This window comes from Rubritepida flocculans DSM 14296 (assembly GCF_000425365.1).
GTDB lineage: Bacteria > Pseudomonadota > Alphaproteobacteria > Acetobacterales > Acetobacteraceae > Roseococcus > Roseococcus flocculans.
Map to the genome: position 1 here is coordinate 59,718 of NZ_AUDH01000015.1, position 23,491 is coordinate 83,208.

Below are 23,491 nucleotides of genomic sequence, written 5' to 3' on the forward strand. Positions count from 1 at the left end.
GCATGATGAACTCCCCGTCCGTCTGGGTCGTGATGCTCGCCCTTCTCGGCACGCATATGGCGGGGATGGGCGCCTTCCTGACCGTGCCCGTGCTGGCCCCGGCGATCGGCGCGGAGACGGGGCTCTCGCCCTCGCTCGCCGGGGTGCACACGGCGCTGACCTATGGCGGCGCGCTGCTCTCGGGGCCCTTCGCCCAGGGGCTGCTGCGGCGGCATGGCGGGGTGCGGGTGTGCCAGGGGGCGCTGGTGGTGATCGCGCTCGGCATCGGGCTCGCGGCGCTGGGCCATCCGCTGGCGCTGGCGCTCTCGGCGCTGCTGGCCGGGATGGGCCATGGGCCGATCACGCCGGCCGGGAGCCATCTGCTCGCCCCGCGCGTGCCGCCGCAGCGGCGCAGCCTGATCTTCGGCCTCAAGCAGTGCGGGGTGCCGGCGGGGGCGATGCTGGTGGCCGCGCTCGCCCCGGCGCTGGGCGGGCTGTTCGGCTGGCGCGCGGGGGTTCTCGCCATGGCGGGCTTCGCCCTGCTGCTGGCGCTGGCCCTGCAGCCCCTGCGCGCGGCGCTGGACGCCGACCGCGCCCCGGCCGCCGCGGCGCGCCCGCGCCCCTGGGAGGAAGCGCGGCAGAGCCTCGGACTGCTGCGCGGGCGGGGGGCGATCCGCGCGCTCACCATCGCCTCCTGCTGCTACGGCACGGCGCAGTTCTGCTTCTCCTCCTTCTTCGTGGTCTGGCAGGTGGAGGTGCGCGGCGTGGCGCTGGAGGCGGCGGGGCTGCAGCTCGCCCTGGCGCAGGCGGGCGGGGTGGCGGGGCGCGTGCTCTGGGCGGTGATCGCGGACCGGCTGGGGCCGCTGCGGGTGCTGTTCGCCCTGGGGCTCGCCATCATGCTCGCCTCGGCGCTGCTGGCGCTGGCCGGGCCGGGCTGGCCGGGCGCGGCGATCAGCCTGCTGGCCCTGGCCATGGGCGCCTCGGCCATCGGCTGGAACGGGGTGCTGCTGGGCGAGGTGGCGCGCATCGCCCCGCCGGGCCGGGTGGGCGCGGCCACAGCGGCGCTCGGCTTCGCCTTCGCCGCGACCATGGTGGCGATGCCCGTGCTGTTCTCGGCGATGGTGCTGGCGTCCGGCGGCTACGCGCTGGGCTTCGCGCTCTGCGCCGCGGCGGGGGGCATGGGCGCCCTGTCGCTGGCGCGGTTGCGCCTGCGGCGCGAGGGGCCATGATGGGGCGATGCAGACCGTGCTCACCGTTCTTGTCGCCGCGGCGATGCTCGCCACGCTCGGGGTTCTCATCGCCGGCATGATCGGCATGGCGCGGGGCGCCGATGGCGGCGCCTCGCAGAAGCTGATGCGCTACCGCGTGCTGTTCCAGTTCGTGGCGCTGGTGCTGTTCGGGCTGCTGCTGCTGCTCATGAGGTAGGCGGCGGGCGGCGGGCCTCGCGCCAGGCGCCCAGCGCCGCGCCGGCCAGGGCGCCCGCCAGCACTGGCCAGGGCTGGCCCAGCCCCGCCTGGCTCACGCCCAGCGCCACCAGCGCCGCCGCGCCCCATGGGGCAAGGTCCATCCGCCCGCGCCAGAGCGGCACGAGCAGCGCCACCATGGTGGCGAGGCTGGCGAAGAACACCGGGTGGCCCGGCGGCAGGCGGATCAGCGCGGCGAAGAGGTGGCCCAGCACCGTGCTGCCCACCCAGAACACCCAGAGGCCGAGCCCGACGCCCAGCAGCATGCCCGCATCGCGCCCGCCCGCGCGCTGATCGGCCACCGCCATGGCGAAGCTGTTGTCCACCAGCGTCGCGAGCGTGCCCCAGAGGCGCCAGCCGCGCAGGCGGTCCAGCCAGGGGGCCAGCGCCGCGCCCATGGGCGCGAGGCGGAGGTTGATCACCAGCGCGGCCAGGGCGGCGGCGAGGATGGGCGCGGGCTCCCGCCACAGCTCCAGCGCCACGAGCTGCGAGGTGCCGGCGAAGACCAGCGCGCTCATCAGCCCCGCCTCCAGCGTGGAGAGGCCGCGCGCATCCGCGATCACCCCCACCACCAGCCCGAAGGGCAGCATGGCGGGCGAGATGGCGGCGGCCATGCGCGCCCCGCGCCACACCCCCGCCCGGGTGAAGACGACGCGCCCCTGCCCGCTCATGGCCGGCGGGCGAGCAGGGCCTCGGCCTCCTCGCGGGGGGTGGCGAGGGCGCGGCGCGCCACCTCGCCCGGGAAGCCGGCGCGGGCGAGGGCGGCAAGCCATTTGCGCCGCGTCTCGGCCTCCGGCGCGGCCGGGGCGAAGGGGCCGAGGCGGCGGCGGCGGCACAGGGCGAGGGCGGCGGTGAACTCGTCCGGCACCTCCTCGCCCGCCAGGGCAGCGCGGGCGGTGGCGGCGTCCACTCCCTTGGCGGCGAGATGGGCGAGCGCGGCCCGGGCCGAGCGCCCGGCCCCCAGCAGCCGGCGCGCGCGGGCGGCGGCGAAGGCGGCGTCATCCACCGCCCCGGCGGCGACGAGGCGGGCGGCGATGGCGTCGGCGCGGGCGCGGGCGGCGGCGGCCTCGCGCGCCACGGCATCGGCCTCCTGCCCGGCGGCCTCGGCGGCGCGGGCCCAGCGGCGGATGCGGTTGTGCAGCACCCGGCGCAGCCCCGCCTCGGTGGCGGCGAAGCGGGAGAGGTGGCGCAGCGCCGCCTCGCGGAGGCTCGCTTCGTCGGGGGCGGTCATGGGCGGAGGCGAGGGATGGGACGACGCCCAGGCGGCCGGATGGCCGCCGCCCGGCGACTGTGGGCAGGCACATGCACACCCTCCCCACCCTCCGGCCGCACAGCGGCCGGCGCCGCCAGACCCGCCGCCCCGCCCGGCGCGCCCGCCCCGCGGCGAAGCCAAGGCGGCCGGACGGCCGCCGCCCGGCGACTGAGGGGCTCAAATGACAAAATGCAACGGCTCCGTGATCGGCCGGCGCAGCCCCGCCTGGGCGGCGCGCTTGAGCAGATCCTCGAGGGTCAGCGCGCGCAGCCGCTCGGCCAGCAGCGCATCCAGCTCGGCCCAGAGCGGCGCGGTGACGGCCGCGGCCAGCCGGCCGGCGGGGCTGGGCGGGCCGGCCTCCTCCTCTGTGACGGCGGCGAGAATGTCCGCCAGCGGCACCTCGCGCGGCGCGCGCGCCATGCGGTAGCCGCCGCGCGGCCCGCGCAGGCTGTCGAGCAGCCCTGCGCGGACCAGGGCCTGCAGCATCGGCTCGATGCCGCGCCGCGCGAGGCCCAGGCGCTCGGCGATCTCGGCCGCGCCGGTCACCTCGCCCGAGCGCCCGGCGTGGAACGCGACGTCGAGCGCGATGTCGAGGGCGAGCAGCGCACGGTCCTGGCGCAGCAGCATGGGGGGGGAAATCTCCTTTCTCGCGGCGTGGAAATAACCCGGCCGCCGCATGATTCCAACCCGCGAGGCTATCCCCGCCCGTCGAACACCCGCCCGGCGAAGAGGGTGATGCCGTGCTGCCAGGCCCAGGCGATGGCGGCGGGCGTGTCGGCGCCCAGCAGCACGAGCCGCGCGCGGTCCTCGGGGAGGGCGGCGGCGAAGGCGGCGCGGGCGGCGGCGTCCGCCGCGAGGAAGCCGGGCCGGAAACGCAGCCGCAGCAGGCCGGGGGCGCGGGCGGCGAGACCGAGGGCGGGAAGATGCGCGGGTTCCAGCCCGTCCAGCCCGAGCCGCCAGCCGCGCGCCTCGGCCCAGCGGCGCGCCCGGGCGAAGCCGCCCGGATCGGCCAGCGCGTCGGCGAGCGGCACGCACAGATGCAGGCGCTCCCGCCCGAAGGGGCCCAGCGCGGCGTCGAGGCGCAGCGCCTCCGCCTCCGTCACGCTGCCGAGCGCGAGGGGCAGGCAGACGGCGCCGAGGCCGCGCGCCTCCTCCGGCCGGGCGAGATCGGCGAGCAGCCGGCGTTCGGCGGCGCGGCGGAAGGCGGTGAAGGCGGCCGGGCAGGCCTCCAGCGCCGCGCCGGGCAGCAGGCGCTCGGCCAGATCGGGCAGATGGGCGCGGATTTCCGTCGCCTCGCGCCAGGCCTCCTCCTGCCCGGGAGCGAGCCGCCACAGCCCGCGCCGGCGCTGCGCGATGGCGACATCGGCCCCGGCGAGCGCGCGCAGCGCGGCATCGAGCGCGGCGGGCCTGGGCGGGGGGGCGGGCGGAGGCGGCGGGGCCTCGGGCGCGGCGGCGAGGCCGAGCGCCCTCTCCACCGCCGCCAGCAGCACCGCGGCCTCGGCGGGCAGGCGAAGATGCGGGGCCCAGTCCTCCAGGGGGAGTTCCGGGGCCATCCGCGCCAGGGCGGCCCGGGCCGTCTCGAGATGCGCCCCCGGCGGGGGCGAGACCACCGCGACATCGCCGCCCGGCAGGTCGAAGCGGCGGGCGCGGGTGGGGCGCAGCAGCGGGGCCAGCGCCTCCTCCCATTGCCGGGCGTGGCGCGGGGCGCGCAGCCGCTCGGGCAGCGCGGAGAGGCGCAGCAGCAGCGCATGGCGCTCGATGCCGGAGGCCACGCAGTCCCGCACCAGGGCGGCGAGGGCCAGGGCCTCGGCCACCGGCCCCTCGCGCGACCAGGCCAGCGCCTCGCTCATGGCGCGGCCTCGCGCAGCGCGGCCGCGGGCAGCGGCCAGGGGGGCGGCGCGCCGAGGGCGATGAGGCGCTCCGGCAGCGCGGGCGGGGGCGCGGCGGGCATGGGCGCGGCCAGCCAGCACCCCGGCGGGAGGGGCCATTCCAGCGCGGCCGGCGAGTCGGCGAGCAGCGCGACCTCCCAGCCCGCGGCCTCCAGCCCGGCGCGGCGGGCGGCGAAGGCGTCGGGCTCGGCCAGCAGGGCAAGCGGCAGCAGGGCGATGGGCGGCGGCCCGGGCAGCCTGGCCATCGCCCCCCCGCCGGCAAGGCCGGCGGCCGGAAGGTCGAGCAGCAGGCGCAGCCCCGGCCGCAGCGGCGGCAGGGCGGAGAGGCCGGCGGGCGAGGTCAGCGCCTGCAGAAGCCGGCGGCAGAGCCGCTCCCGCGCCCAGGCGCGCTGCTCGGGCTCGGGCGGAAGCGGCGCGCGCGGGGCGAGGCGCTGCGCGACGGGCGGCCCGCCCGCGGCGGCCGAGAAGAGGCTCAGCGCGGCGAGTTCGCCGGGCGGCCGGGCGGCGCCCTCGGCCTCCAGCGCGGCCCAGCCGACCGGGGCGGCGGCGGGGAGGGCGCGGCCCGCCTGGGGCAGCCAGGAATCGAGCAGGGGCAGCGCCTCGGGCAGGGCGAGGCGGCGCGGCGCGAGGCCGAGCAGGGCGCGCAGCTCCCCGGCGGCCCGTTCGGCCGCGGCGGGGGTGCCGCCGATCAGCACCTCGCCGCCCGGCAGGGGCACCGCCTCGCCGCCGCCGAAGGCCGCGGCCTCGCGCAGCAGAAGCCGGGCGAGGCGGCGATCGGCGGCGTCCCTCGGCGCATCGAGCAGCAGGATCGGGCTGCCCGGCGGCAGCGCGGCCGCCACGGCGCGCAGCCCGCCATGGCCGCCCGAACCGCCTCCGCCCTGACTGGCCTCGATCACCCGCATCAGCCGCCGCGCCCCGCTTCCGCACGCCCGCGAGCCGCCCTGATCGCCCCGCGCCGCTTAAGGAAGCCTTGTCCTGTCCGGGTTCCGCCCCGGGTCCGCCCCGGGGTCCGAAAGGATGAATTGTTGCAGGAGGATGCCGGAACCCTGTAGGGATCGTGAAAACGGTCAGGAAAGCGCATGCCGGATCAGCCCAGACCCGATGCGGGGCAGGACGCCGTGACGCCCGCCCAGTTGGCCGAGGCGGTGCGCGGCATCCACCGGGCGGCCGTCCTCGTCGTGGGCGACGCGATGGTGGACCGCTACGTCTATGGCAGCGTCAGCCGCATCAGCCCCGAGGCCCCCATCCCCGTGCTCAACGTGGAGCGCGAGGTGGCGTTGCCCGGGGGCGCGGGCAATGTGGTGCGCAACCTCACCGCGCTGGGCGCGGCGGTGGCCTTCGTCTCGCTGGTGGGCGACGACGCGGCGGGCAGCGACCTCACGGGGCTGATCGGCGGCCAGCCGCGGGTGGAGCCCTGGCTGCTGGTGCAGGGCGGGCGCACCACCACGACCAAGACGCGCTTCCTCTCCGGCGGCCAGCACCTGCTGCGCACCGACCGCGAGGAGTTCCAGCCCATCCATCCGCGCCTCGCGGACCGGCTGGTGAAGATCGCCTCCGACGCGGTGGCGGCGACGACGACGCTCGTGCTCTCGGACTACGGCAAGGGCGTGCTCTCGGGCGAGATTCCCGCGCGGCTGATCCGCGCCGCCCGCGCCGCCGGCCGCCGCGTGGTGGTGGACCCCAAGGGCGGCGACCACGCACGCTTCGCGGGGGCGGACCTGATCATGCCCGAGCCGGAGGAGCTGGCCGGCGCCACCGGCATGCCCGTGCACGACGAGGCGAGCGCGGCCGCCGCGGCCAGCGCGCTCAGCCGCCGCCACGGCTTCGGCGCGGTGCTGGTGCCCCGCGTGCCCGACGGGCTGACGCTGCTGCAGGCCGAGCCCGATGGCGGCGAGACGGTGCGCCATTTCCGCGCCGAGGCCTCGGAGGTGCATGACCCCGCGGGCGGCGGCGATGCGGTGGTGGCGGTGGTGGCGGCGGGGCTGGCCGCCGGGCTGGCGCTGCCGGCGGTGGCGCGGCTCGCCGCGCTCGCGCTCGGCATCGTCAGCCGCAAGGCGGGCATCGCCGTGGTGCGCAGCGACGAGCTGCTGGAGGGCCTGACGCCCGGCCGCGGCGCGGCGCGCAAGCTCGTCTCGCTGCCGCTCGCCGTGGAGGTGATCGAGCGCTGGCGGCACCGCGGCTGGCGCATCGGCTTCCTGCCCGCCGGCCAAGCCGACTGCCCGGAGGAGACGACGCGCCGCGCCCGCGCCTGGTGCGACCGTCTGCTGGTGGGCGTGCGCGAGGAGACCGACCGCGCGAGCGAGATCGCCGAGCGGCCAGAGGTGGACCTCGTCGCCATCGGCGCGGACGGCGCGGGCGAGGACACGCTGCGCCTGCTGCGCCCCGACGTGATGGTGGCGCCGGCCCAGGATCCGCGCCTCGCCGCGCTTCTGCGCGAATGGGGCGGGGAGCTGCGCTTCGCGGAATGATGCGGGCGGCACTCCGTGCCGCCCGTATCGCGCGCGGGGTTGGCGGGGCGGCCGCGCGCCAAGCGAAGGGCGCTCAGCCCACCGGGTTCACCAGCTCGCCGATGCCCTCGATGGCGATTCGCACCACATCCCCGCCCTTGAGCAGCTGCGGCGGCTGCATGGCGTAGCCTACCCCCTCGGGCGTGCCGGTCAGCACCACATCGCCCGTGCGCAGGGTAAAGCCGATGGAGAGGTGGTGGATGATCTCCTTCACGTCGAAGATCATCTTGGAGGTGCGCGAGGACTGGCGCTTCTCCTGGTTCACCCACAGCTCGATGGCGATGTCGGAGGCGTCGAGATCCTCCGCCGGCACGATCCAGGGGCCGAGCGGGCAGGAGCCGTCGAGCGACTTGCCCTTGAACCACTGCCCGTAGCGGCGCTGCAGGTCGCGCCCCGTCACGTCGTTGCCGATGGTCCAGCCGAAGACGTGGGAGAGCGCCTCCTCCTTCGCGATGTTTGCGCCCGGCTTGCCGATGACGAGGGCGAGCTCGGCCTCGTAGTCCAGCCACTGGGTCACGCCGGTCGCACCATGGTCGGGGATGGTGGCGCCGGGGGCGATCACCGTCTCGGGCGCCTTGGTGAAGAACTGCGGGAACTTCGGCGCCTCGCTCTGCGTGATGCCGCGGGTGCGGTCGCCCTCGGCCACATGGTCCATGTAGTTGCGGCCGACGCAGAAGATGTTGCGCGCCGGGCGCGGGATGGGGGCGAGCAGCGCGGCCTCCGCCCGCTTCACCACGGCCGCCGCGCGCGGGCTGGCGAGCGCGGCGCGGATGGCCGCAAGGCCGGGCGAGCCGGCGGCGATGACCGCCATCATGTCCGGATAGGGCAGGCCGGCGGCGGTGAGGTCGAGGATCTCGCCCTCGTTCAGCATCGCGCCGGCGCGCGGGGCGCCCCCGGCATGGGGGGCGAAGGTGACGAGTTTCAGGGCCATCGGCGTCCTCCTGTGCGGCGGCGGCATAGGGCGCGCTGAGGGCCGGCTTGTCCAGACGGGGGGCGCTGTTTCCAGAATATCAAGAAACAGGTAGATAGAGGATCGCTTCCGCGCCAGGAGGGGGCGGCCGGTGGTCGGCGAAGGGCGGTGTGGCCCCACGCCGCCCGGGCCTTGCTTACGCGCCTGGGGCGGCGGCCGCCCCTTGCGCCCCATCGCGGAGACGCGCCGTGCTGCCCCGCCGCCTTGCCCTCGCCGGCCTGCCCGCCCTGATCGCCGCGCCCCTGCGCGCCGAGCCGGCGCGCGACGGGTTCCGCCGCCGCTGGGCGGAGTTCCGCGACCGCTTCCTCGCGCCGGAGGGCCGGGTGGTGGACACGGGCAATGGCGGCATCTCCCATTCCGAAGGGCAGGGCTGGGCGATGCTCTGCGCCGCCCGCGCCGATGACCGCGCGGCCTTCGAGCGGCTCTACGCCTGGACCATGCGCGTGCTGAAGCGCCCGGCGGACGAGCTCTTCGCTTGGCGCTTCCGCCCCGAGGCCGGGGTGGACGACCCGAACAACGCCACCGACGGGGACATCTTCATCGCCTGGGCGCTGCTGGAGGCCGGCGACCGCTGGGGCCGCCCGGAGTGGCAGGCGCAGGGCGCGGCCATGGCGCGGGACATCCTGCAGCGCCTGGTGCGCCCGGCGGGGGATCACCTGCTGCTTCTGCCCGGGCTGCGCGGCTTCGAGCGCCCGGGGCAGATCGTGGTGAACCCCTCCTACTACGCCTTCCCGGCGCTGCGGGCGCTGGCGCTGGCCGCGCCGGACCCCGCCTGGTTCCAGCTCGTGGTGGACGGGCTGTCGCTGCTGCGGCGCGGCCGCTTCGGGCGCTGGCGCCTGCCGCCGGACTGGCTGGCCTGGACCCGCGGCGAGGGGCGGCTGGCCCCCGCGCAGGGCTGGCCGGCGCGATTCTCCTACGACGCGGTGCGCGTGCCGCTCTACCTGGCCTGGGCCGGGCTGACGGAGGAACCAGGGGTTACCGGGCCCGCCCGGTTCTGGCAGGAACATGCGCCGCGCATGCTGCCGGCCTGGACGGACCTCTCGAACAACCAGCTCTCGCCCTATCCGGCCTCGCGGGGAACCGCCGCCATCGCGCAACTGTCGCGCGAGTCCGCGGGGCTGTCAGGGCTGTCGCGCGCGGCGCGGAGCGCGCCGCTGCATGGGGAGGACTACTACTCGTCCGTCCTCGTGCTGCTGGTGGACCTCGCGGCGCTGGATCGCGGCATGTCCTGAGCGCCACATCGGCGCATTCTATGCAAAGGATTGGTGAAAGCTATTCCCAGCCCTTGGGATTCTGGGCATGTTTGCGCCAACATTCGAAGGCTCGGGGTTGAGATGGCTGAGGAACCTGACGTGGCGCGCATCCGGGCCGCGCTCAACACGCCCGGATTGAGATATCGCAGCTTCGGAAATCCGCCCGTCCGCGTCGAGCCCGAGCCGCCCGCGGAGGCCGTGGCGCGTCCAGACGCGGAGACAGCGCCCATTTTTTCCGCGCCGCCCTCGACGCCCGCGCCGCCCGAGGGGGCGGAGCCCCCTGAAGTGGATTGGGCCGCGCTCGCCGCCGCCTCGGAGATGCTCGAACCCCCGCCGGCCCCGCCGCCCGTTGCCGCGACCCTACCGCCGCCCGCCACGGCGGCCGCCCCGGCGGCCACGCCGCCGGCCCCGCCTGCGGCAGCGCCGGCCGAGTCGCACGCGCCCTTCGCCCTGCTGGACGCGCTCGGCTAGTTGCCGCCCGCGCCGCAGCCGCCGGCAGCGGCGCCGCCGCGCAGCACGCTGGCCCTGCTGCGGGGCGCGACCGCCGAGCCCAGCACGCCCCCGCCCGCCCCCGAGCCCAAGCCCGCCGCGGCGGTCGCGCGGCCTCTCGCCGAGGTCATGCGCCTCATCGCCGAGGGCCTCGCCGCCAAGGAGGCAGCGCGCGCCGCCACGCGGCCTGCCGCCCGCTAGACCCGGAGTTCCCATGCCCCTTCTCTGCTTCGCCTCACCCAAGGGCGGCGTCGGAAAGACCACTCTGGCGGCCAACATCGCCGACGCGATGCGCCGTCAGGGCCGCCGCGTGCTGGTGATGGATTTCGACCCGCAGAACACGCTGCGCCTGCATTTCGGCGTGCCGCTGACGGACACGGCCGGCTTCATGGTGGACCTGCCCAAGCGCCCCGACTGGCGCGACCTGGTGCGCCAGACCGCCTCGGGCGTGATGCTGCTGCCGCACGGCTCGAGCGACATCCGCGGCACGCTCGGCCTCGCCCACGCGCTGGAGCGCGACCCGGAGCTGCTGGCCGCGCCCATGCGCTCCATCCTGGGCGATCCGAACCTGCTGGTGGTGGCGGACACGCCGCCCGGCGCCTCGCATGCGCTGAACATCCTCGCGCCCATGGCCTCCATGGTCTGCGCGGTGCTGCTGCCGGACGCCACCTCCGCCGCGCTGATCCCCGACATCGACAGCGGCCGCTTCCTGGGCGCGGGCACCATGGCCGCGCTCTTCGCCGGGCGGCTGCGCGTCATCCTGAACGGGGTGGACCCCAATGCGCGGCTCTCGCGCGCGGCGGCCGAGACGGTGGCGCGCCATCTCGGGCCGCGGCTGCTCGGCGCGGTGGCGCGCGACGAGCTGGTGGCCGAGGCGCTGGCCGCCCAGCGCCTCGTGCTCGACATGGCGCCCACCAGCCAGGCCGCTGAGGATCTGCGCGAGATCGCCCGCGGCATCGAGGCGGCGCTGCCGCCCAGCCCCGAACCCTTCGGCACGGGCTGGGGCGCGCGATGAGCTTCTCCGTCCCGGCCCACAAGGAACGGATCGCGCGGCTTCCGCTCCTGCGGAACCGCGCGGTGGGCTGGGCGTTGAGCCTGCTGGGGGCGCTGGCGGCGCTGGCCGTGATCGTCGTGCCCATGGAGGCGGAGCAGCAGGCCATCTTCGGCCTGCTCACCTTCGCGCTCTTCCTGGTGCTCAACCGGCTGCGCGGCCGCACCATCTCCATCATGCTGGCCGCGCTCTCCACCGTGGTCAGCCTGCGCTACTTCCACTGGCGCGTGACGGAGACGCTGGATTTCGCCGGCTTCTGGCAGACCTTCCTCGGCACGGGTCTGGTGCTGGCGGAGTTCTACGCCATCGTGGTGCTGGTGCTCTCCTACTTCCAGCTTCTCTGGCCGCTGGAGCGCAAGCCCGTCCCGCTGCCGGACGATCCGGACGAGTGGCCGACGGTGGACGTGTTCATCCCCACCTACAACGAGCCGCTGGACGTGGTGCGGCCCACCGTCTTCGCCGCGCTCGCGCTCGACTGGCCGGCCGAGAAGCTGCGCGTGCACCTGCTGGACGACGGCCGGCGCGAGGAGTTCCGCCGCTTCTGCGCCGAGGTGGGCTGCAACTACGTCATCCGCCCCGACAACAAGGGTGCCAAGGCGGGCAACATCAACCACGCGCTGGCCCGCACCGACGGCGAGTACGTCGTGGTGTTCGACTGCGACCACGTGCCCACGCGCGGCTTCCTGCAGCTCACCATGGGCTGGATGATCCGCGACAAGGGCCTCGCGATGATCCAGACGCCCCACTACTTCTATTCGCCCGATCCCTTCGAGCGGAACCTCGTCGTCGGCCATCGCGTGCCCAACGAGGGGCTGCTGTTCTACGGCCTGATCCAGCAGGGCAACGATTTCTGGGGCGCCACCTTCTTCTGCGGCTCCTGCGCGGTGATCCGCCGCACGGCGCTGGAGGCGGTGGGCGGCGTGCCGACCGAGACGGTGACGGAAGACGCCCACTGCTCGCTCAAGATGCAGCGGCTGGGCTGGCGCACCGCCTATCTGCGCGTGCCGCTCGCCGCGGGGCTCGCCACCGAGCGCCTGATCATCCACATCGGCCAGCGCATGCGCTGGGCGCGCGGGATGATCCAGATCCTGCGCATCGAGAACCCGCTCTTCGGGCGCGGGCTGAGCCTGCCGCAGCGGCTCTGCTACTTCCTGGCGATGTTCCACTTCCTCTTCCCGCTGCCGCGCTTCGTCTTCCTCACCGCGCCGCTGGCCTTCCTGCTGTTCGGGGAGAACGTGATCGCCGCCTCGCCGCTCGCCATCGTCGCCTATGCGGGGCCGCACATCATCCACTCCATCGCCACCGCCTCGCGCCTGCAGACGACGGCGCGGCACTCCTTCTGGTCGGAGATCTACGAGACGGTGCTGACGGTCTATCTGCTGCCGGTGACGCTCTCGACGCTCATCGACCCCCGCCGCGGCCGCTTCAACGTGACCGACAAGGGCGGCACGCTGGAGGAGGGCTATTTCGACCTGCGCGCCGTGGGCCCCAACATGCTCCTGGCGGTGGCGCTGATCGCGGGGGTGCTGCTCGGCGTCTATGGGCTCGCGGTGAACCCGCCGGCCAGCCTGGAGTTCCAGGCCTATGCGCTGAACGTGTTCTGGGCCGTGCTATGCCTGATCGCGGTGCTGGCGGGCATCGCCGTGGGCCGCGAGCGGCGGCAGTTGCGCGAGCGCGCCCGCATCAACGTCGTCATCGAGACCACCGCCCTGCTGCCCGACGGGCGGCGCATCGAGGGGCTGACGCAGGATCTCTCGCTCGGCGGCGCGGCGATCAGCATCGAACAGCCCCAGGACCTGCCGGAGGACGCGATCATCACCCTCGAGTTCGAAGCGATGGGCGATGTGCTGCGCATCCCCGCCGAGGTGCTGCGCTGGCAGGAGGGACGCCTGCAGGTGCGTTTCGCCCCGCGCGACCTGCGCGACGAAGGCGCGATCGTGCAGCTCGTGCTCGGCCGCGCCGATGCCTGGGTGGACTGGGACGACGTGCCGGCCGACCGGCCGCTGCGCTCGCTGCGCGACGTGATCTTCGCCATCGGCGGCCTGTTCGCCGGCGAATCCCAGTTCAGCTTCCGCCCCGGCCGCCGCCGTGGCGGCCGGCGGGCGACCGCCCCCGCGCCGGCCGCCCGCGAGGACGCGCCGCGCGCGAAGGAGACGGTGGCGGCCGCCCTCGGCCTCGGCCTGCTGCTGCTGCCCGCCGGCGCCGCCGCGCAGCTCCAGCCGCCGCCGCTGTCGCCCCCGCCGCCGCCGCCCGGGGCTGCCGCGACGCCCGCGCGGCCCGCGCCGCTCAACCTCGCCCCCGCACCGGCCCCGCCCGCGCCCGTGCAACTCGCCCCGGCCCCGACGCCGCCCGCCCTCGCGCCCGCCCAGCCGGGCGCCGGGCCCAGCCCCTTCAACCCCGTCACGCCCGTCCCGCTCAACCTCGCGCCGGCCCCGGCGGCCCCCGCGCCGCTGAACCTCGCCCCGGCCGCGCCCGGCCAGATCCCCCCGGCCGCGCCCGGCCAGGGCTTCGGCCGGCCCGATGAGGTCGCGACTGGCCAGACCACCGGGGTGCGGCAGGAGGTGCGCACCCTGCGCCAGCTCGGCCTGCGCGGGCCGATGCAGCTGCGTGGCGTCTCCGACCTGCAGGGCGTTCTCTTCGGCGTGCGCGGCGACGAGGTGGTGACCCAGGCCTCGCTGGTGCTGCAGGGCGCCACCTCGCCCGCGCTGATCCCCGAGCTGAGCCAGATCGCCATCACGCTGAACGAGCAGTTCATCGGCGCCATCCAGCCCGACCGCAGCCGCCCCGCCTTCGGCCCGCTCGAGTTCCCGATCAACCCGGCCTTCTTCTCGGACGCGAACCGGCTGAACTTCCGCTTCTCCGGCCGCTACGCCATCGAGTGCAACGACCCGCTCTCCGGCCTGCTGTGGAGCTCCATCTCCGACACCTCCACCCTCGCGCTCACGCTCGAGCGCCTGCCCGTGGTGCGCGACCTGGCGCGGCTGCCCGAGCCCTTCTTCGACCCGCGCCTGCTGCGCGAGCCGCTGGTGCTGCCCATCATCCTGCCCGAGACGGCGAGCAACGAGATCATCCGCGCGGCGGCCATCGCCACCTCCTGGTTCGCCATCCAGGCGGATTACCGGGGGGCGAGCTTCCCTGTCGGCTCGCAGCTTCCGCCGCGCGGCAATGGCGTGGTGGTGGTGGCGGGGCTCGACACGCCGCCCGGCCTCGCGCTGCCGCGCATCGACGGCCCGACCCTGGCGGTGGTGAACAACCCCAACGACCCCTTCGGCCTGCTGCTCGTCATCGCCGGGCGCACCGGGCTGGAGGCGGTGGCGGCCGCCACCGCGCTCGGCGTGGGCCGCGAGGCGCTGACCGGCGAGATCGCGCTGGTGCAGGCGCAGGACATCCCGCCCCGCCAGCCCTATGACGCGCCGCGCTGGCTGCGCGCCGACCGCCCCGTGCGCTTCGGCGAGATCATGGACCCCTCGGAGCTGCAGGCCTTCGGCTATGTGCCCGGGCCCATCGCCGTGCCCTTCCGCACCGCGCCCGATCTCTACACCTGGCGCGGCCGGCCCCTTCCCACCGACATCCGCTTCCGCGCCCCGCCCGGGCCGGTGATGGACGTGGCGGTCTCGCGCCTCGACGTGGCGGTGAACGACGTGTTCCTCCGCTCCTTGCCGCTGCGCGAGGCCGATCCGGGCTGGCCGCTGAACTGGCTGCGCCAGCGCCTCGTGGGCTCCGAGCGGGGAGAGGCGCGGGTGGGCATCCCGCCCTACCTCATCTTCGGCCAGAACGAGCTGCAGCTCCGCTTCGACATGCGCCCGCTGCACCGCGGCGACTGCGTGGCCGTGCCCGGCGACATCCGCGCCTCGGTGGACAGCGACAGCACCATCGACATCAGCGGCGCGCACCGCTTCGCCGTGCTGCCCAACCTCGCGCATTTCGTGAGCTCGGGCTTCCCCTACACGAAATACGCCGATTTCGCGCAGAGCGCCGTTGTGGTGCCCGAGCGCCCGAGCGCGGGCGAGCTGGAGGCCACCTTCACGCTGCTCGGCCGGCTCGCCGCCATCGTGGGCTATCCGCCCATCGGCCTGCAGGTGGTGCGCCCCAACGGGCTGAACGAGGTGGCGGACCGCGACCTGATGGTGTTCGGCGCGCTGGGCCGCCAGCCGGCGCTGGCCGCGCTGCTGCGCGACGGGCCGATCCAGCTCGAGGGCAACCGCCTCACCGTTCAGCTCAACGACGGGCTGGGCGATTTCCGCAACCTCTTCGGCGGCGAGCGCCGCGCGCAGCTCGAGCGCGTTGCGGCGCAGCTCGCCGCGCCCGGCGAGGCGCTGGGCGCGCTGCTCGCCTTCCAGTCCCCGCTGCGTTCCGGCCGGTCGGTGGTGGCGCTGACGGGATCGAGCCCCGAGGGCATGGAGGCGATGCTGACCGCCCTGCGCGACCCCGAGCAGCTTCCGCGCGTGCAGGGCGATCTCGCGCTGCTCTCGGGCGGGCGGGTGCAGGCCTTCCGCGTGGGCTCCACCTACACGGTGGGCAGCCTGCCGCCCTGGATGTGGCCGGACTACTATCTCGGCAACAACCCCTACGCGCTGCTGCTGCTGCTGGCGGGCGCGCTGGTGCTGCTGGCGGCGCCGCTCTACTGGATCCTGCGGCGGCGCGCGGCGCGCCGGCTTCGGGAACGCTCGGTGTGAGCGCCTCGCGCGAGATCGCCGGCCGCGGAGAGCCGGAAGGGCAAGGCCGGCGCGGTCGCCCGCTGCCGCGCCGTGCGGCCTTCGCGCTGCCGCTCGCCGCCGCGCCGGGCGCGGGCGCAGCGCAGCCGGCCAGCCCCTCGCTGACCGTGATCGGGCGGGAGGGGTGGCTGTTTCCCCTCTGGGATCGGCTCGACCGGCTGGACATGGGGGCGCTGCGCCAGGTGCTGCAGATGCAGGCGGAGGCCATCGGCATCCTCAAGCGCGGCGGGATCGAGACGGTGATCCTGCTGCTGCCCTCCAAGGGCAGGGTGTACCGGCGCTTCCTGCCCGAGGGCATGCGCGTCTCGGCGGAAGTGGACCGCCGCTACGGCACGGTGGCGGCGGAGCTCGGCCGGGCCGGCGCGCTGGTCCCCGATCTCGACACCGCCTTCCGCGAGGCCGCGTCGAGCGATCCCCACTGGCCGCTCTTCTTCCGCACCGACACGCACTGGACGCCGGTGGGGGCGGAGCTCGCGGCCGTGCGCACCGCCCGGGACATGCTCTCGCGGCTGCGCCTGCCGCCCAGCCCGCGCCCGGGCACCGCCCTGGGCGAGTTCCGGATGATGCGCCTCGCCGCGGGCGATCTGCTGCCCTTCCTGCCGCCGGCGCAGCGCGCGAACTACGGGCCCGAGGAATCCCCGATACGCGAACTGGCGCAGGGGGCGGGCGGAGGGCTTCTGGAGGACGACGTGGCGGATGTGCAGGTGGTGGGCACCAGCAATGTGCAGCCACGCTTCGGCTTCCAGCCGGTTCTGTCCAACCAGATCATGCGGCCGGTGGGCCTCGCCTGGCGGCCCAACAACATCGGCCCCTATGCGGCGCTGGTGGAGTATCTTCGCGGCAGCGAGTTCCGGCTGCGGCGGCCGCGCGTCATCGTCTGGAACCACATCGAGGGCGACATGATGGGGCTTCCCAACAACCAGAGCTGGCAGCGCGCGGCGATGACGCCGCGGGCCTTTCTGGAGGAGTTGCGGAGGGCGGTGGCATGACGCGCCGCGCCCTGCTGGCCTGCGTCTCCGCCCTTGCACCCGCCTGGGCTTTCGCGCAGGGCCAGGTCTATGAGCCGGCGCCGCCGCGCGGATCGGCCTTCGTCCGCTTCGCCAACACGCTCCCCGCGGCCGTCCAGCTCCGTCCCGATTTCCTGCCGGCCTTCGGTCTCGGAACGCAGCCCGCGCAGCGCATCGGGGCCTATACGGTGGTGGAGAACGTCGCGAACCGCACGCTGCGGGTGGAGATCGCCGAGGGCGCGCGGCGCGGGCAGGGAAGCTTCCGCGCCAGCCCCGACAGCTTCGTGACGGTGCTGATCCATCGCGGGCCGGACGGCAATCCGGCGATCGCCACCGTGGTCGAGGAGACGGATTTCAACCGCGCCCGGGCGCGCCTCGCCTTCTACAACGCGCTGCCGGACTGCCCCGCGGGGGCCCTGCAGCTTCTCCCGGGCGGGCAGGCCGTGCTGGCGGAGGTGCCGGCCCTCGCCGGGCGCGCCCGCAGCGTCAATCCCGTCACCGCGGAGGTGCGCGCCGCCTGCGGGGCGCGCGTGTCCGCCGCCTTCACCCTGCAGGGGCTGGAGCCGGGGGGGATGTACAGCGTCTGGATGATTCCGGGCGCGACCGGCGCGCCCGAGGCCTTCATGACGCGCGACGTCACCGCGCCCATCCGTCGCTGAACAGCGCGCGATGCCTCACCCGAAGCCCCCGCCCCGCACTCCCCCGCGCCCGGGCAGCCCCTTGCAGAGGACGCTCGGCGCCGTGTTGGCGCTCGCCACGCTCGGCGCCTGGCCGGCGACCGAGGTCTCGGCGCAGCCCGCGCAGCAGCCCGGGGCGCGCATGTCGGGCCAGGCGGCCACGGCCGCGCTGCTCGAACAGGCCGGCTACTGGCGGCAGCGCAACCAGCCCGAGCGCGCCTTGCAGGCGCTGGAGCGAGTGCTGGCGGTGGAGCCGAACAATGTCGACGCTCTCGCCGCCGCAGTGGAGGCCGCGGCGCAGGCCTCCGACAGCGCCGCCGCCCAGCGCCATCTGGCCACGCTGCGGCGCATCGCCCCGGGGGATGCGCGCACCCAGCAGGCCGAGGAGGAGGTGCAGCTCCTGCAGCAGGACGGGCAGACCCTGACGGCGGCCCGCCAGCTCTCCGCGGCGGGCCGACAGGCCGAGGCGGTGCAGCGCTACCGGCAGCTCGCCCGCGGCGGGCGGGTGCCCTCGATCATCGCCGCCGAGTATTACCAGGTGCTCGCCTCCTCCTCCGAGGCCGGCTATCGCGAGGCGGTGGCGGAGCTGCGTCAGCGGGTGGCCGCCGCACCCGGGGACTTGCGCCTCGCGCTCACCCTCGCGCAGATCCTCACCTACCGCGAGGAGACCCGCTCCGACGGGATCGACCGGATGGAGGCGCTGGCCCGCCGCCCAGGCATGAGCGAGCTGGTGCGGCCCGCCTGGCGCTCGGCCCTGCTCTGGAGCGGGGAGGATCCCGAAACGGCGGCGCGCATCGAGACCTATCTGGCAGCTTTTCCCGGCCCCGATCCCGAGCTGGACGCGAAGCGCCGCCGCAGCGCCGAGGGCGGGCTGACGCCCGGCCAGCAGGCGCGGGCGCTGGCGTGGCAGGAGGTGGATGCGCGGCGCTACGCCGCCGCCGAGCGCGAGTTCAACCGCGCCCTGGAGAACGACCCGGCGGATGCGGAATCCCTGATCGGCCTCGCCATCATCCGCAAGATCCAGAACCGCTACGCCGAAGCGCGCGAGTTCTTCGCGCGCGCGGTCGCCGTCTCGCCCGAGCGGGAGGAGGATTTCCGCCGCGTGGTGGGCGACCTCAGCGGGCGGGAGGCGGCAGGCGGGGGCGTGGTGCTGGGCCCCTCCGTGCTGGCCTGGAGGGCGCTCGGCCGCGGCGATGCGGCGCGGGCGGAAGCCCTCGCGCGCCGCGCCGCCCGCGGCCGGGGGGAGGAGCGGCTGCAGGGCGAGCTGATCCTGGGCCAGATCGCGCTGCAACGCGGCGAGTTCGCGGTGGCGGAGGAGCGTTTCCGCGCGGCCCTCGCGCTCCGGCCACGGCAGGCGGATGCGCTTGTGGGCCTCTACCTCGCGCTGCAGGGACAGAACCGCTTCGCCGAGGGCGAGGCCCTGCAGCGCGAGGCCGGCTTCCTCCTTCCTGCGGGCGCGGGGGCGGCGCGCGCGGCCATCATGGTCGAAACCGCCCGCCGCCTCGATCATCCCGAGCAGGCGGTGGAGCAGCTCCGCGCCGCGCTGCGGCTCGACCCCGGCAACGCCTGGGCGACGGTGGATCTGATCCGGCGCCTGAAAGGCCGCGGCGATGTCGAGGAGGCGCGGGCGCTGGAGCGCGGGCTCGAGGCCCGCACCGATGCGGAATCCTCGCTGGCCGCGGCGCTCCTCGCCTTCGAGGACGAGCGCTTCGGCGATGCGGTGGCGCTGTTCGAGCGGGTGCCGGCGCGGCTGCGCAACCCCGACATGGCGCGGCTCGCCGCCACGGCGCGGCGCGAGTTCGAGGTGCGTCAGCTCGAGGACCAGGCGCGCGCCGGGCGCTTCGGCGCCCTCGCCCTGCTCGAGCAGATGGCGGGGCAGCGCGATCCTGCGGGCATGCTGGCGCCCGCCGTGGTGCGCGCGCTCGGCCGGCTCGAGGAGCCGGGGCGCACCGAACGCGCCGCGCGTCTCGCGCTCGCTGGCAACCCGGCGATGACGCCCGCCGCGCGCATCCTGCTGGCGGCCGCGCTGGTGGATGCGCGCCGGGTGGACCTCGCCCGGGAACTGACGCTGCCGCTCGCCATGGATCCCCGCCTGCCCGCCGAGCAGCGCCGGGAGCTGGAGAGCCTGCTCGACATCCAATCCAGCTTCCGCGCCGACCAGCTTCTGGCCGAGAACCGTCCGGCGGAGGCGCAGGCGGAACTCGAAGCCCTCGCCGCGCGACGGGGCGGCCAGCTTGCCCCAGGGGGCAACCTCGCTCTGGCGCGGCTGCTGGTGGCGCAGGGGCGGGCGCAAGAGGCCCGTGCCCTCGTGGAGGCCATGCTCGAGCGGAACCCACGCGACATCGAGGCCCGTCAGGTGCTGGTGGACGTCGCCATCGCCGAGCGCGACTGGGCGCGCGCCCAGGCCGCGCTCGTGGAGGGAGCCTTCTTCCATCCGGGCGATCTGCGGCTCACCCTGGCCGAGGCGCGGCTGCGCCGGGCCCGTGGCGACCAGCTCGGCACGCTTCGGCTCATGGAGCGCGCGGCGGCGCGCCGCCTCGCGGAACTGCGGGCGGACGGCGAGGTTGCGGGCGCCGCGGCCGCGGCGCGGGCCATGAGCCCCGGCGGCGGCATGCCCCAGGCCCAGCGCCTGCACGATCCGCTGACGGCCCAGATCGCGCAGGAGCTGATCCGCGCGCGCGACGAGGCCTCCATGTGGATCCAGGGCGGGGTGCAGGTGCAGAGCCGCGGAGGCGTCGCCGGCATCAGCCGCATGACCAACGTCACCCTGCCCGCGGAGGTGTCGGTCCCCGCGCCCGAGATCGGCGGCCGGCTGACCGTGGGCGTGGACACCGTGCTGCTGCGCGCCGGGCGGATGGGAAGCGACTTCACCACCACCCAGAGCTTCGGCACCAACCCGGTCTTCGCCGATCCCTCCTTCGCCCGCCCGGCCTTCGTGCGGCCGCCCTCCGAGGTGGAGGGCGCGGCCGTACGAGTCGCCTACATCCGGCCGAACCTGCGCGCGGAGATCGGCTCCACGCCGCTTGGCTTCCAGCGGCCGACCTGGACGGGCATGTTCGAGGTGGTGCCGCAGATCACGGATCGCCTTCGCGTGCGTCTGACCGCCGAGCGCGCGCCGGTGACCGACAGCATCCTCTCCTACGCCGGGTATCGCCAGGTTCTCAGCGGCCCGTTCTGGGGCGGCGTGACCCGCACCGGCGGCCGCATCCAGTTCGAATATTCGCCCGATGCGCGCTCCGGCCTCTACGCCGGCGGCGGGGTGCATGCGCTGACCGGCGGCAATGTCGTGCGCAACACACGCTACGAGGCGGGGGTGGGCGGCTTCTACACCGTGCTGCGTCAGCCCGGGCAATCCGTCACCATCGGGATGGATCTGCGCTACGTCGGCCATGACCGCAACGCGGGCGGCTTCACCTTCGGCCATGGCGGGTATTTCAGCCCGTCGCAAAGCGTCGTCGCCTCGCTGCTCGGCGAATACCGCGCGCAGTGGGGCGACTGGACCTTCCGCGGCATCGGCGCCGTGGGCTATCAGAGTTTCCGTACCGCCTCGGCGCCGGTCTTTCCGACCAACCCCTTCTACCAGGCGCAGATCGAGGCGCAGGCGGCCGCCGCGCCGGAGGTGTTCCAGGCGCGGCTGCCCGGCGCACGCAGCAGCGGGCCGACGGGGAGCCTTTTCGCAAATCTCGAATACGCCGCCACTCCGCACCTGCGCCTGGGCCTAGCCGGGCGCTACGAACGGGTGGGCAACTACGAGGACACGGCGGCCTTCCTCTATCTGCGCTACCGCTTCGACCGCCCGCGGGCGGATCTGGCGCCGCTTTACGCCGCCTTCCCCGCGCGCACGGCCTATCCCAACGTGAACGACCCGCAGCTCGGCATGTTCCAGGGCGGCGCGCCGGAGCTGGTCCGCCTGCCCTCGGGCGCGGCGCGGCCGGTCTGGTGATCGGGAGCGCGCTGCGCGGGGCGGCGGCGCTGCTGCTTGCGCTCGGGCTCGCGGCGCCCGCGGCCCGGGGCTGCCCCGCCCCGCCGGACCCGCGCGCCCCGCCCCCGGAAGCCGTCCCCGCGCCGCACAACTGGCCGGAATGGGGGCGGCAGGCGGCGGCGCTGACCGCGCGGCTGCGCGGCCTCGACGCCTCGGCCGTCGAGCTGGTCTTCCTGGGTGACTCCCTTCTCTTCGCCTATCCGCCCGAGCTCTTCCAGCATTTCCACGGCCATCGCCGCGCGCTGAACCTCGCCCTTCCGGGCGACACGACGGCGACGCTGCTCTGGCGGCTCGGGCAGGGGCATTGGCCCGCTGGGCTGCGTCCGCGCGTGGCGGTGCTGCTCATCGGCACGAACAACGCGGCGATGGGCGCGCGCCCGGAGGGCACGGCGCAAGCGGTGGTGCAGATCATGGAGGAAATCCGCCGCCGTTCTCCCGACACGCGGATCCTGCTCATGGCCTTGCTGCCGCGGGGGGCCGATCCGCGGGATCCGGGGCGGGCGATCAACGAGCGGGTGAACCAGCTCCTCGAGAGCTGCGCGGACGGGCGGCGCGTGGTGTGGAGCGACGCGGGGCGCGCGCTGCTGGACGGGGCGGGCCGGCTTTCTCCCGCCATCGCCTTCGACCTTCTGCACCCGACCCTTCTCGGCTACGCCATCCTGGGCGGGGCGATGGAGGCGACTCTGCGGCGGCTCATGGGGGAGCCATAGACGCCGCCGGCCCACCCTGCGCGCGATGCGGTCGGCATGTCATACCAGCGGCCGCTGATTTCGCCCCCTGAGGGGCCGGTGCGGCCGCTGGTATGCCTTTGTTTTGGCGCGCAGCCGCCACACCAACCCTGCGCGCGATACGGCCGGCATGTCATGCCGGCCGTATCATGCCCACCGCATAAGCGCGCGGCCAGCGCCTCGCGCACCCGGTCGAGGAAACTGTCGGCGCTCATGGCATGTTCCGGGAAGGCGGAGCGGTTGCCCGGCAGCAGCACCATCGGCTGCTCCAGCAGACTCATCACCAGCAGGCGCGGACGCTGGCGGCGGAAGAGCTGGGAGCCGAGATAGCCCGTCAGCGTGGCGTAGGGGCCGATATTGGCCACCCGCCACTCCAGCGCGACAGGCCGGCCGAGACCGGCCGAGAGCGCAGGCGAGAAGTTGAACTCCGGGGCGAGGAAGCTGCTGCCCAGCGCCATCACATCCGCCCTGTCCTCGCCCACCAGCCCGCCGGCGCCGGCGCGCACCGGCGCACGGATGAGATACTCCTCGGGCGGATAGTTCCGCCGCTCGGCCGCGGGCAGGAAGGGCAGCAGATCGGCCCGGCTCCGCGTGCGCACCACCGGCGGCCCCAGCCTCTCGCCCGGCCCGGGCGGCGGCGGCAACGGGATCTGGGCGCGGATGAAACGGGCCACTTCGGCCGCGCAGAGCTCGGCCCCCGCCGCCGTCCAGTGGGTGTCGGCGCGGAAGAAGAGGCGCTGGTCGGGCCGGGCGGCGCGGGCCTGGAGCATGGGCGAGAGCAGGTCCGGCAGCCAGCCGGCGCGTTGCTCCTGCAGGCTGCGGTGGATGAGGGCGTAGCGGCCGAGCGCCTCGCGCGAGGGCGGCATCTCCGGCGGCATCATGTCGCGGTAGATGGTCGCCTTGGCGGGGATGAGCGCGAGCACCACCTCGATGCCGGCGGCGCGGACCATCCGCATCGCCTCCCCGATGATTTCGCAGACGCGGGGGATGTTGGTCAGATCCACACGGTCCAGCCGGTCCCAAGGGGCGAAGAGCCAGCCATCCCGCCCGCGGATCGCCGTCTCCTGCTGGGCCCGCGCGCCGGAGGGGATGGCGAGAAAGGGGGCGGCGAGAAGCCCCGCCCCCCCCGCGCACAGCAGGCGGCGGCCCACGCCCTCCGGAAGCGGCAAGGGAGGCTCACCCCACCCGCCGCCGGCCGTGACGGCGGAGGCTGCGGCGCGGCCGCTGGTATGAGTTACCCACCGGCGGTCCCGACCCGCCGTGGATGAAACTGTGGCACTATGGTTTGGCTGGTGGCGAGGTCGGCATGGTCATGGTGCGCCAGAGCCCGCGTATCAGTTGGACCCGGAAGGCCCCGAGCACCCTCGCTTGCGCCAAGGGCGGCGACGCCTGGGAGCGCGCTGTCTAGACTTCCCTTCTTGGGCCTTCTCCACCGGTCTTGGCAGAGGAGGAGAGAGCGATGGAAGTGCTGCATCCCCGCTGTGCGGGGCTTGATGTTCACAAGGACAGCGTGACGGCGGCGGTGCGGA

19 protein-coding genes are annotated in these 23,491 nt (G+C 75.3%); 12 read left to right on the top strand and 7 right to left on the bottom strand.

The annotated features are described in order from the left end of the window. Positions 1 to 2: 2 nt before the first annotated feature. Both H596_RS21495 and H596_RS0113095 read left to right on the top strand, forming a co-directional pair. Positions 3 to 1,208 (top strand): MFS transporter, encoded by a 1,206-nt coding sequence (locus H596_RS21495; protein ID WP_169579875.1) that lies wholly within the window; start codon positions 3 to 5, stop codon positions 1,206 to 1,208. A 7-nt stretch (positions 1,209 to 1,215) separates the two neighbouring features. After that, on the top strand, positions 1,216 to 1,404 hold the full coding sequence (locus H596_RS0113095; RefSeq protein WP_027285277.1) for a twin transmembrane helix small protein: 189 nt from the start codon (positions 1,216 to 1,218) through the stop codon (positions 1,402 to 1,404). Here H596_RS0113095 and H596_RS0113100 read toward each other — a convergent pair. The 5 genes from H596_RS0113100 to H596_RS0113120 form a co-directional block, all read right to left on the bottom strand. Beyond that, positions 1,394 to 2,113, bottom strand: coding sequence for an AzlC family ABC transporter permease (locus H596_RS0113100; protein ID WP_027285278.1), 720 nt, complete (start codon positions 2,111 to 2,113; stop codon positions 1,394 to 1,396). The two genes, H596_RS0113095 and H596_RS0113100, sit on opposite strands and share 11 nt — an antisense overlap. Continuing rightward, positions 2,110 to 2,673: a regulatory protein RecX gene (locus H596_RS24870; protein WP_027285279.1), complete on the bottom strand. Its 564-nt coding sequence runs from the start codon at positions 2,671 to 2,673 to the stop codon at positions 2,110 to 2,112. The genes H596_RS0113100 and H596_RS24870 overlap by 4 nt, the downstream gene beginning before the upstream one ends. Positions 2,674 to 2,871: 198 nt before the next feature. Continuing rightward, on the bottom strand, positions 2,872 to 3,321 hold the full coding sequence (locus H596_RS0113110; RefSeq protein WP_027285280.1) for an RrF2 family transcriptional regulator: 450 nt from the start codon (positions 3,319 to 3,321) through the stop codon (positions 2,872 to 2,874). 68 nt (positions 3,322 to 3,389) lie between these two features. Further along, entirely contained in the window at positions 3,390 to 4,544 is a 1,155-nt protein-coding gene (locus H596_RS0113115; RefSeq protein WP_027285281.1) for a hypothetical protein, read from the bottom strand. Next, complete coding sequence (locus H596_RS0113120) at positions 4,541 to 5,485, bottom strand: hypothetical protein (RefSeq protein ID WP_027285282.1); 945 nt, start codon at positions 5,483 to 5,485, stop codon at positions 4,541 to 4,543. Before H596_RS0113120 ends, H596_RS0113115 begins: the two co-directional genes overlap by 4 nt. A gap of 177 nt (positions 5,486 to 5,662) precedes the next feature. Between H596_RS0113120 and H596_RS21500 the strand changes: the two genes are divergently transcribed. Then, positions 5,663 to 7,051 carry a bifunctional heptose 7-phosphate kinase/heptose 1-phosphate adenyltransferase gene (locus tag H596_RS21500; RefSeq protein ID WP_084602764.1) on the top strand — a complete coding sequence of 463 codons (1,389 nt, stop codon included), beginning with the start codon at positions 5,663 to 5,665 and terminating at the stop codon, positions 7,049 to 7,051. A 73-nt stretch (positions 7,052 to 7,124) separates the two neighbouring features. Here the strand turns inward: H596_RS21500 and H596_RS0113130 are convergent, their stop codons facing one another. After that, positions 7,125 to 8,021 (bottom strand): fumarylacetoacetate hydrolase family protein, encoded by an 897-nt coding sequence (locus tag H596_RS0113130; protein ID WP_051212971.1) that lies wholly within the window; start codon positions 8,019 to 8,021, stop codon positions 7,125 to 7,127. Between the two features lie 227 nt (positions 8,022 to 8,248). Between H596_RS0113130 and H596_RS0113135 the strand changes: the two genes are divergently transcribed. From H596_RS0113135 to H596_RS24165, 9 genes are all read left to right on the top strand, one after another. Continuing rightward, the gene (locus tag H596_RS0113135; protein ID WP_027285284.1) at positions 8,249 to 9,292 is read left to right on the top strand and encodes a glycosyl hydrolase family 8; all 1,044 of its coding nucleotides are present in this window, start codon (positions 8,249 to 8,251) and stop codon (positions 9,290 to 9,292) included. Between the two features lie 102 nt (positions 9,293 to 9,394). Next, entirely contained in the window at positions 9,395 to 9,784 is a 390-nt protein-coding gene (locus tag H596_RS23855; RefSeq protein WP_156910117.1) for a hypothetical protein, read from the top strand. Beyond that, a complete protein-coding gene (locus H596_RS0113145; RefSeq protein WP_027285286.1) occupies positions 9,785 to 10,003 on the top strand; it encodes a hypothetical protein in 219 nt (72 codons plus the stop codon). Positions 10,004 to 10,016: 13 nt separating this feature from the next. Continuing rightward, positions 10,017 to 10,817 (top strand): cellulose synthase operon protein YhjQ/BcsQ, encoded by an 801-nt coding sequence (locus tag H596_RS0113150; RefSeq protein ID WP_027285287.1) that lies wholly within the window; start codon positions 10,017 to 10,019, stop codon positions 10,815 to 10,817. Then, positions 10,814 to 15,529 (top strand): UDP-forming cellulose synthase catalytic subunit, encoded by a 4,716-nt coding sequence (gene bcsA / locus H596_RS0113155; RefSeq protein ID WP_027285288.1) that lies wholly within the window; start codon positions 10,814 to 10,816, stop codon positions 15,527 to 15,529. The genes H596_RS0113150 and bcsA overlap by 4 nt, the downstream gene beginning before the upstream one ends. Next, the gene (locus tag H596_RS0113160; RefSeq protein WP_027285289.1) at positions 15,526 to 16,557 is read left to right on the top strand and encodes an alginate O-acetyltransferase AlgX-related protein; all 1,032 of its coding nucleotides are present in this window, start codon (positions 15,526 to 15,528) and stop codon (positions 16,555 to 16,557) included. Before bcsA ends, H596_RS0113160 begins: the two co-directional genes overlap by 4 nt. Continuing rightward, a complete protein-coding gene (locus H596_RS0113165) occupies positions 16,554 to 17,234 on the top strand; it encodes a hypothetical protein (protein ID WP_027285290.1) in 681 nt (226 codons plus the stop codon). Before H596_RS0113160 ends, H596_RS0113165 begins: the two co-directional genes overlap by 4 nt. A gap of 82 nt (positions 17,235 to 17,316) precedes the next feature. Then, positions 17,317 to 21,195: a cellulose synthase subunit BcsC-related outer membrane protein gene (locus tag H596_RS0113170; RefSeq protein ID WP_156910119.1), complete on the top strand. Its 3,879-nt coding sequence runs from the start codon at positions 17,317 to 17,319 to the stop codon at positions 21,193 to 21,195. Further along, positions 21,192 to 21,944: a GDSL-type esterase/lipase family protein gene (locus H596_RS24165; RefSeq protein WP_051212973.1), complete on the top strand. Its 753-nt coding sequence runs from the start codon at positions 21,192 to 21,194 to the stop codon at positions 21,942 to 21,944. The genes H596_RS0113170 and H596_RS24165 overlap by 4 nt, the downstream gene beginning before the upstream one ends. Here H596_RS24165 and H596_RS0113180 read toward each other — a convergent pair. After that, the gene (locus tag H596_RS0113180) at positions 21,884 to 23,131 is read right to left on the bottom strand and encodes an alginate O-acetyltransferase AlgX-related protein (protein WP_027285292.1); all 1,248 of its coding nucleotides are present in this window, start codon (positions 23,129 to 23,131) and stop codon (positions 21,884 to 21,886) included. The two genes, H596_RS24165 and H596_RS0113180, sit on opposite strands and share 61 nt — an antisense overlap. Between the last annotated feature and the right edge of the window lie 360 nt (positions 23,132 to 23,491).

Coding starts and splice junctions, on each gene's coding strand:
- H596_RS21495 (WP_169579875.1), top strand. CDS start 3: ATGATGAACTCCCCGTCCGTCTGGGTCGTGATGCTCGCCCTTCTCGGC.
- H596_RS0113095 (WP_027285277.1), top strand. CDS start 1,216: ATGCAGACCGTGCTCACCGTTCTTGTCGCCGCGGCGATGCTCGCCACG.
- H596_RS0113100 (WP_027285278.1), bottom strand. CDS start 2,113: ATGAGCGGGCAGGGGCGCGTCGTCTTCACCCGGGCGGGGGTGTGGCGC.
- H596_RS24870 (WP_027285279.1), bottom strand. CDS start 2,673: ATGACCGCCCCCGACGAAGCGAGCCTCCGCGAGGCGGCGCTGCGCCAC.
- H596_RS0113110 (WP_027285280.1), bottom strand. CDS start 3,321: ATGCTGCTGCGCCAGGACCGTGCGCTGCTCGCCCTCGACATCGCGCTC.
- H596_RS0113115 (WP_027285281.1), bottom strand. CDS start 4,544: ATGAGCGAGGCGCTGGCCTGGTCGCGCGAGGGGCCGGTGGCCGAGGCC.
- H596_RS0113120 (WP_027285282.1), bottom strand. CDS start 5,485: ATGCGGGTGATCGAGGCCAGTCAGGGCGGAGGCGGTTCGGGCGGCCAT.
- H596_RS21500 (WP_084602764.1), top strand. CDS start 5,663: ATGCCGGATCAGCCCAGACCCGATGCGGGGCAGGACGCCGTGACGCCC.
- H596_RS0113130 (WP_051212971.1), bottom strand. CDS start 8,021: ATGGCCCTGAAACTCGTCACCTTCGCCCCCCATGCCGGGGGCGCCCCG.
- H596_RS23855 (WP_156910117.1), top strand. CDS start 9,395: ATGGCTGAGGAACCTGACGTGGCGCGCATCCGGGCCGCGCTCAACACG.
- H596_RS0113150 (WP_027285287.1), top strand. CDS start 10,017: ATGCCCCTTCTCTGCTTCGCCTCACCCAAGGGCGGCGTCGGAAAGACC.
- bcsA (WP_027285288.1), top strand. CDS start 10,814: ATGAGCTTCTCCGTCCCGGCCCACAAGGAACGGATCGCGCGGCTTCCG.
- H596_RS0113165 (WP_027285290.1), top strand. CDS start 16,554: ATGACGCGCCGCGCCCTGCTGGCCTGCGTCTCCGCCCTTGCACCCGCC.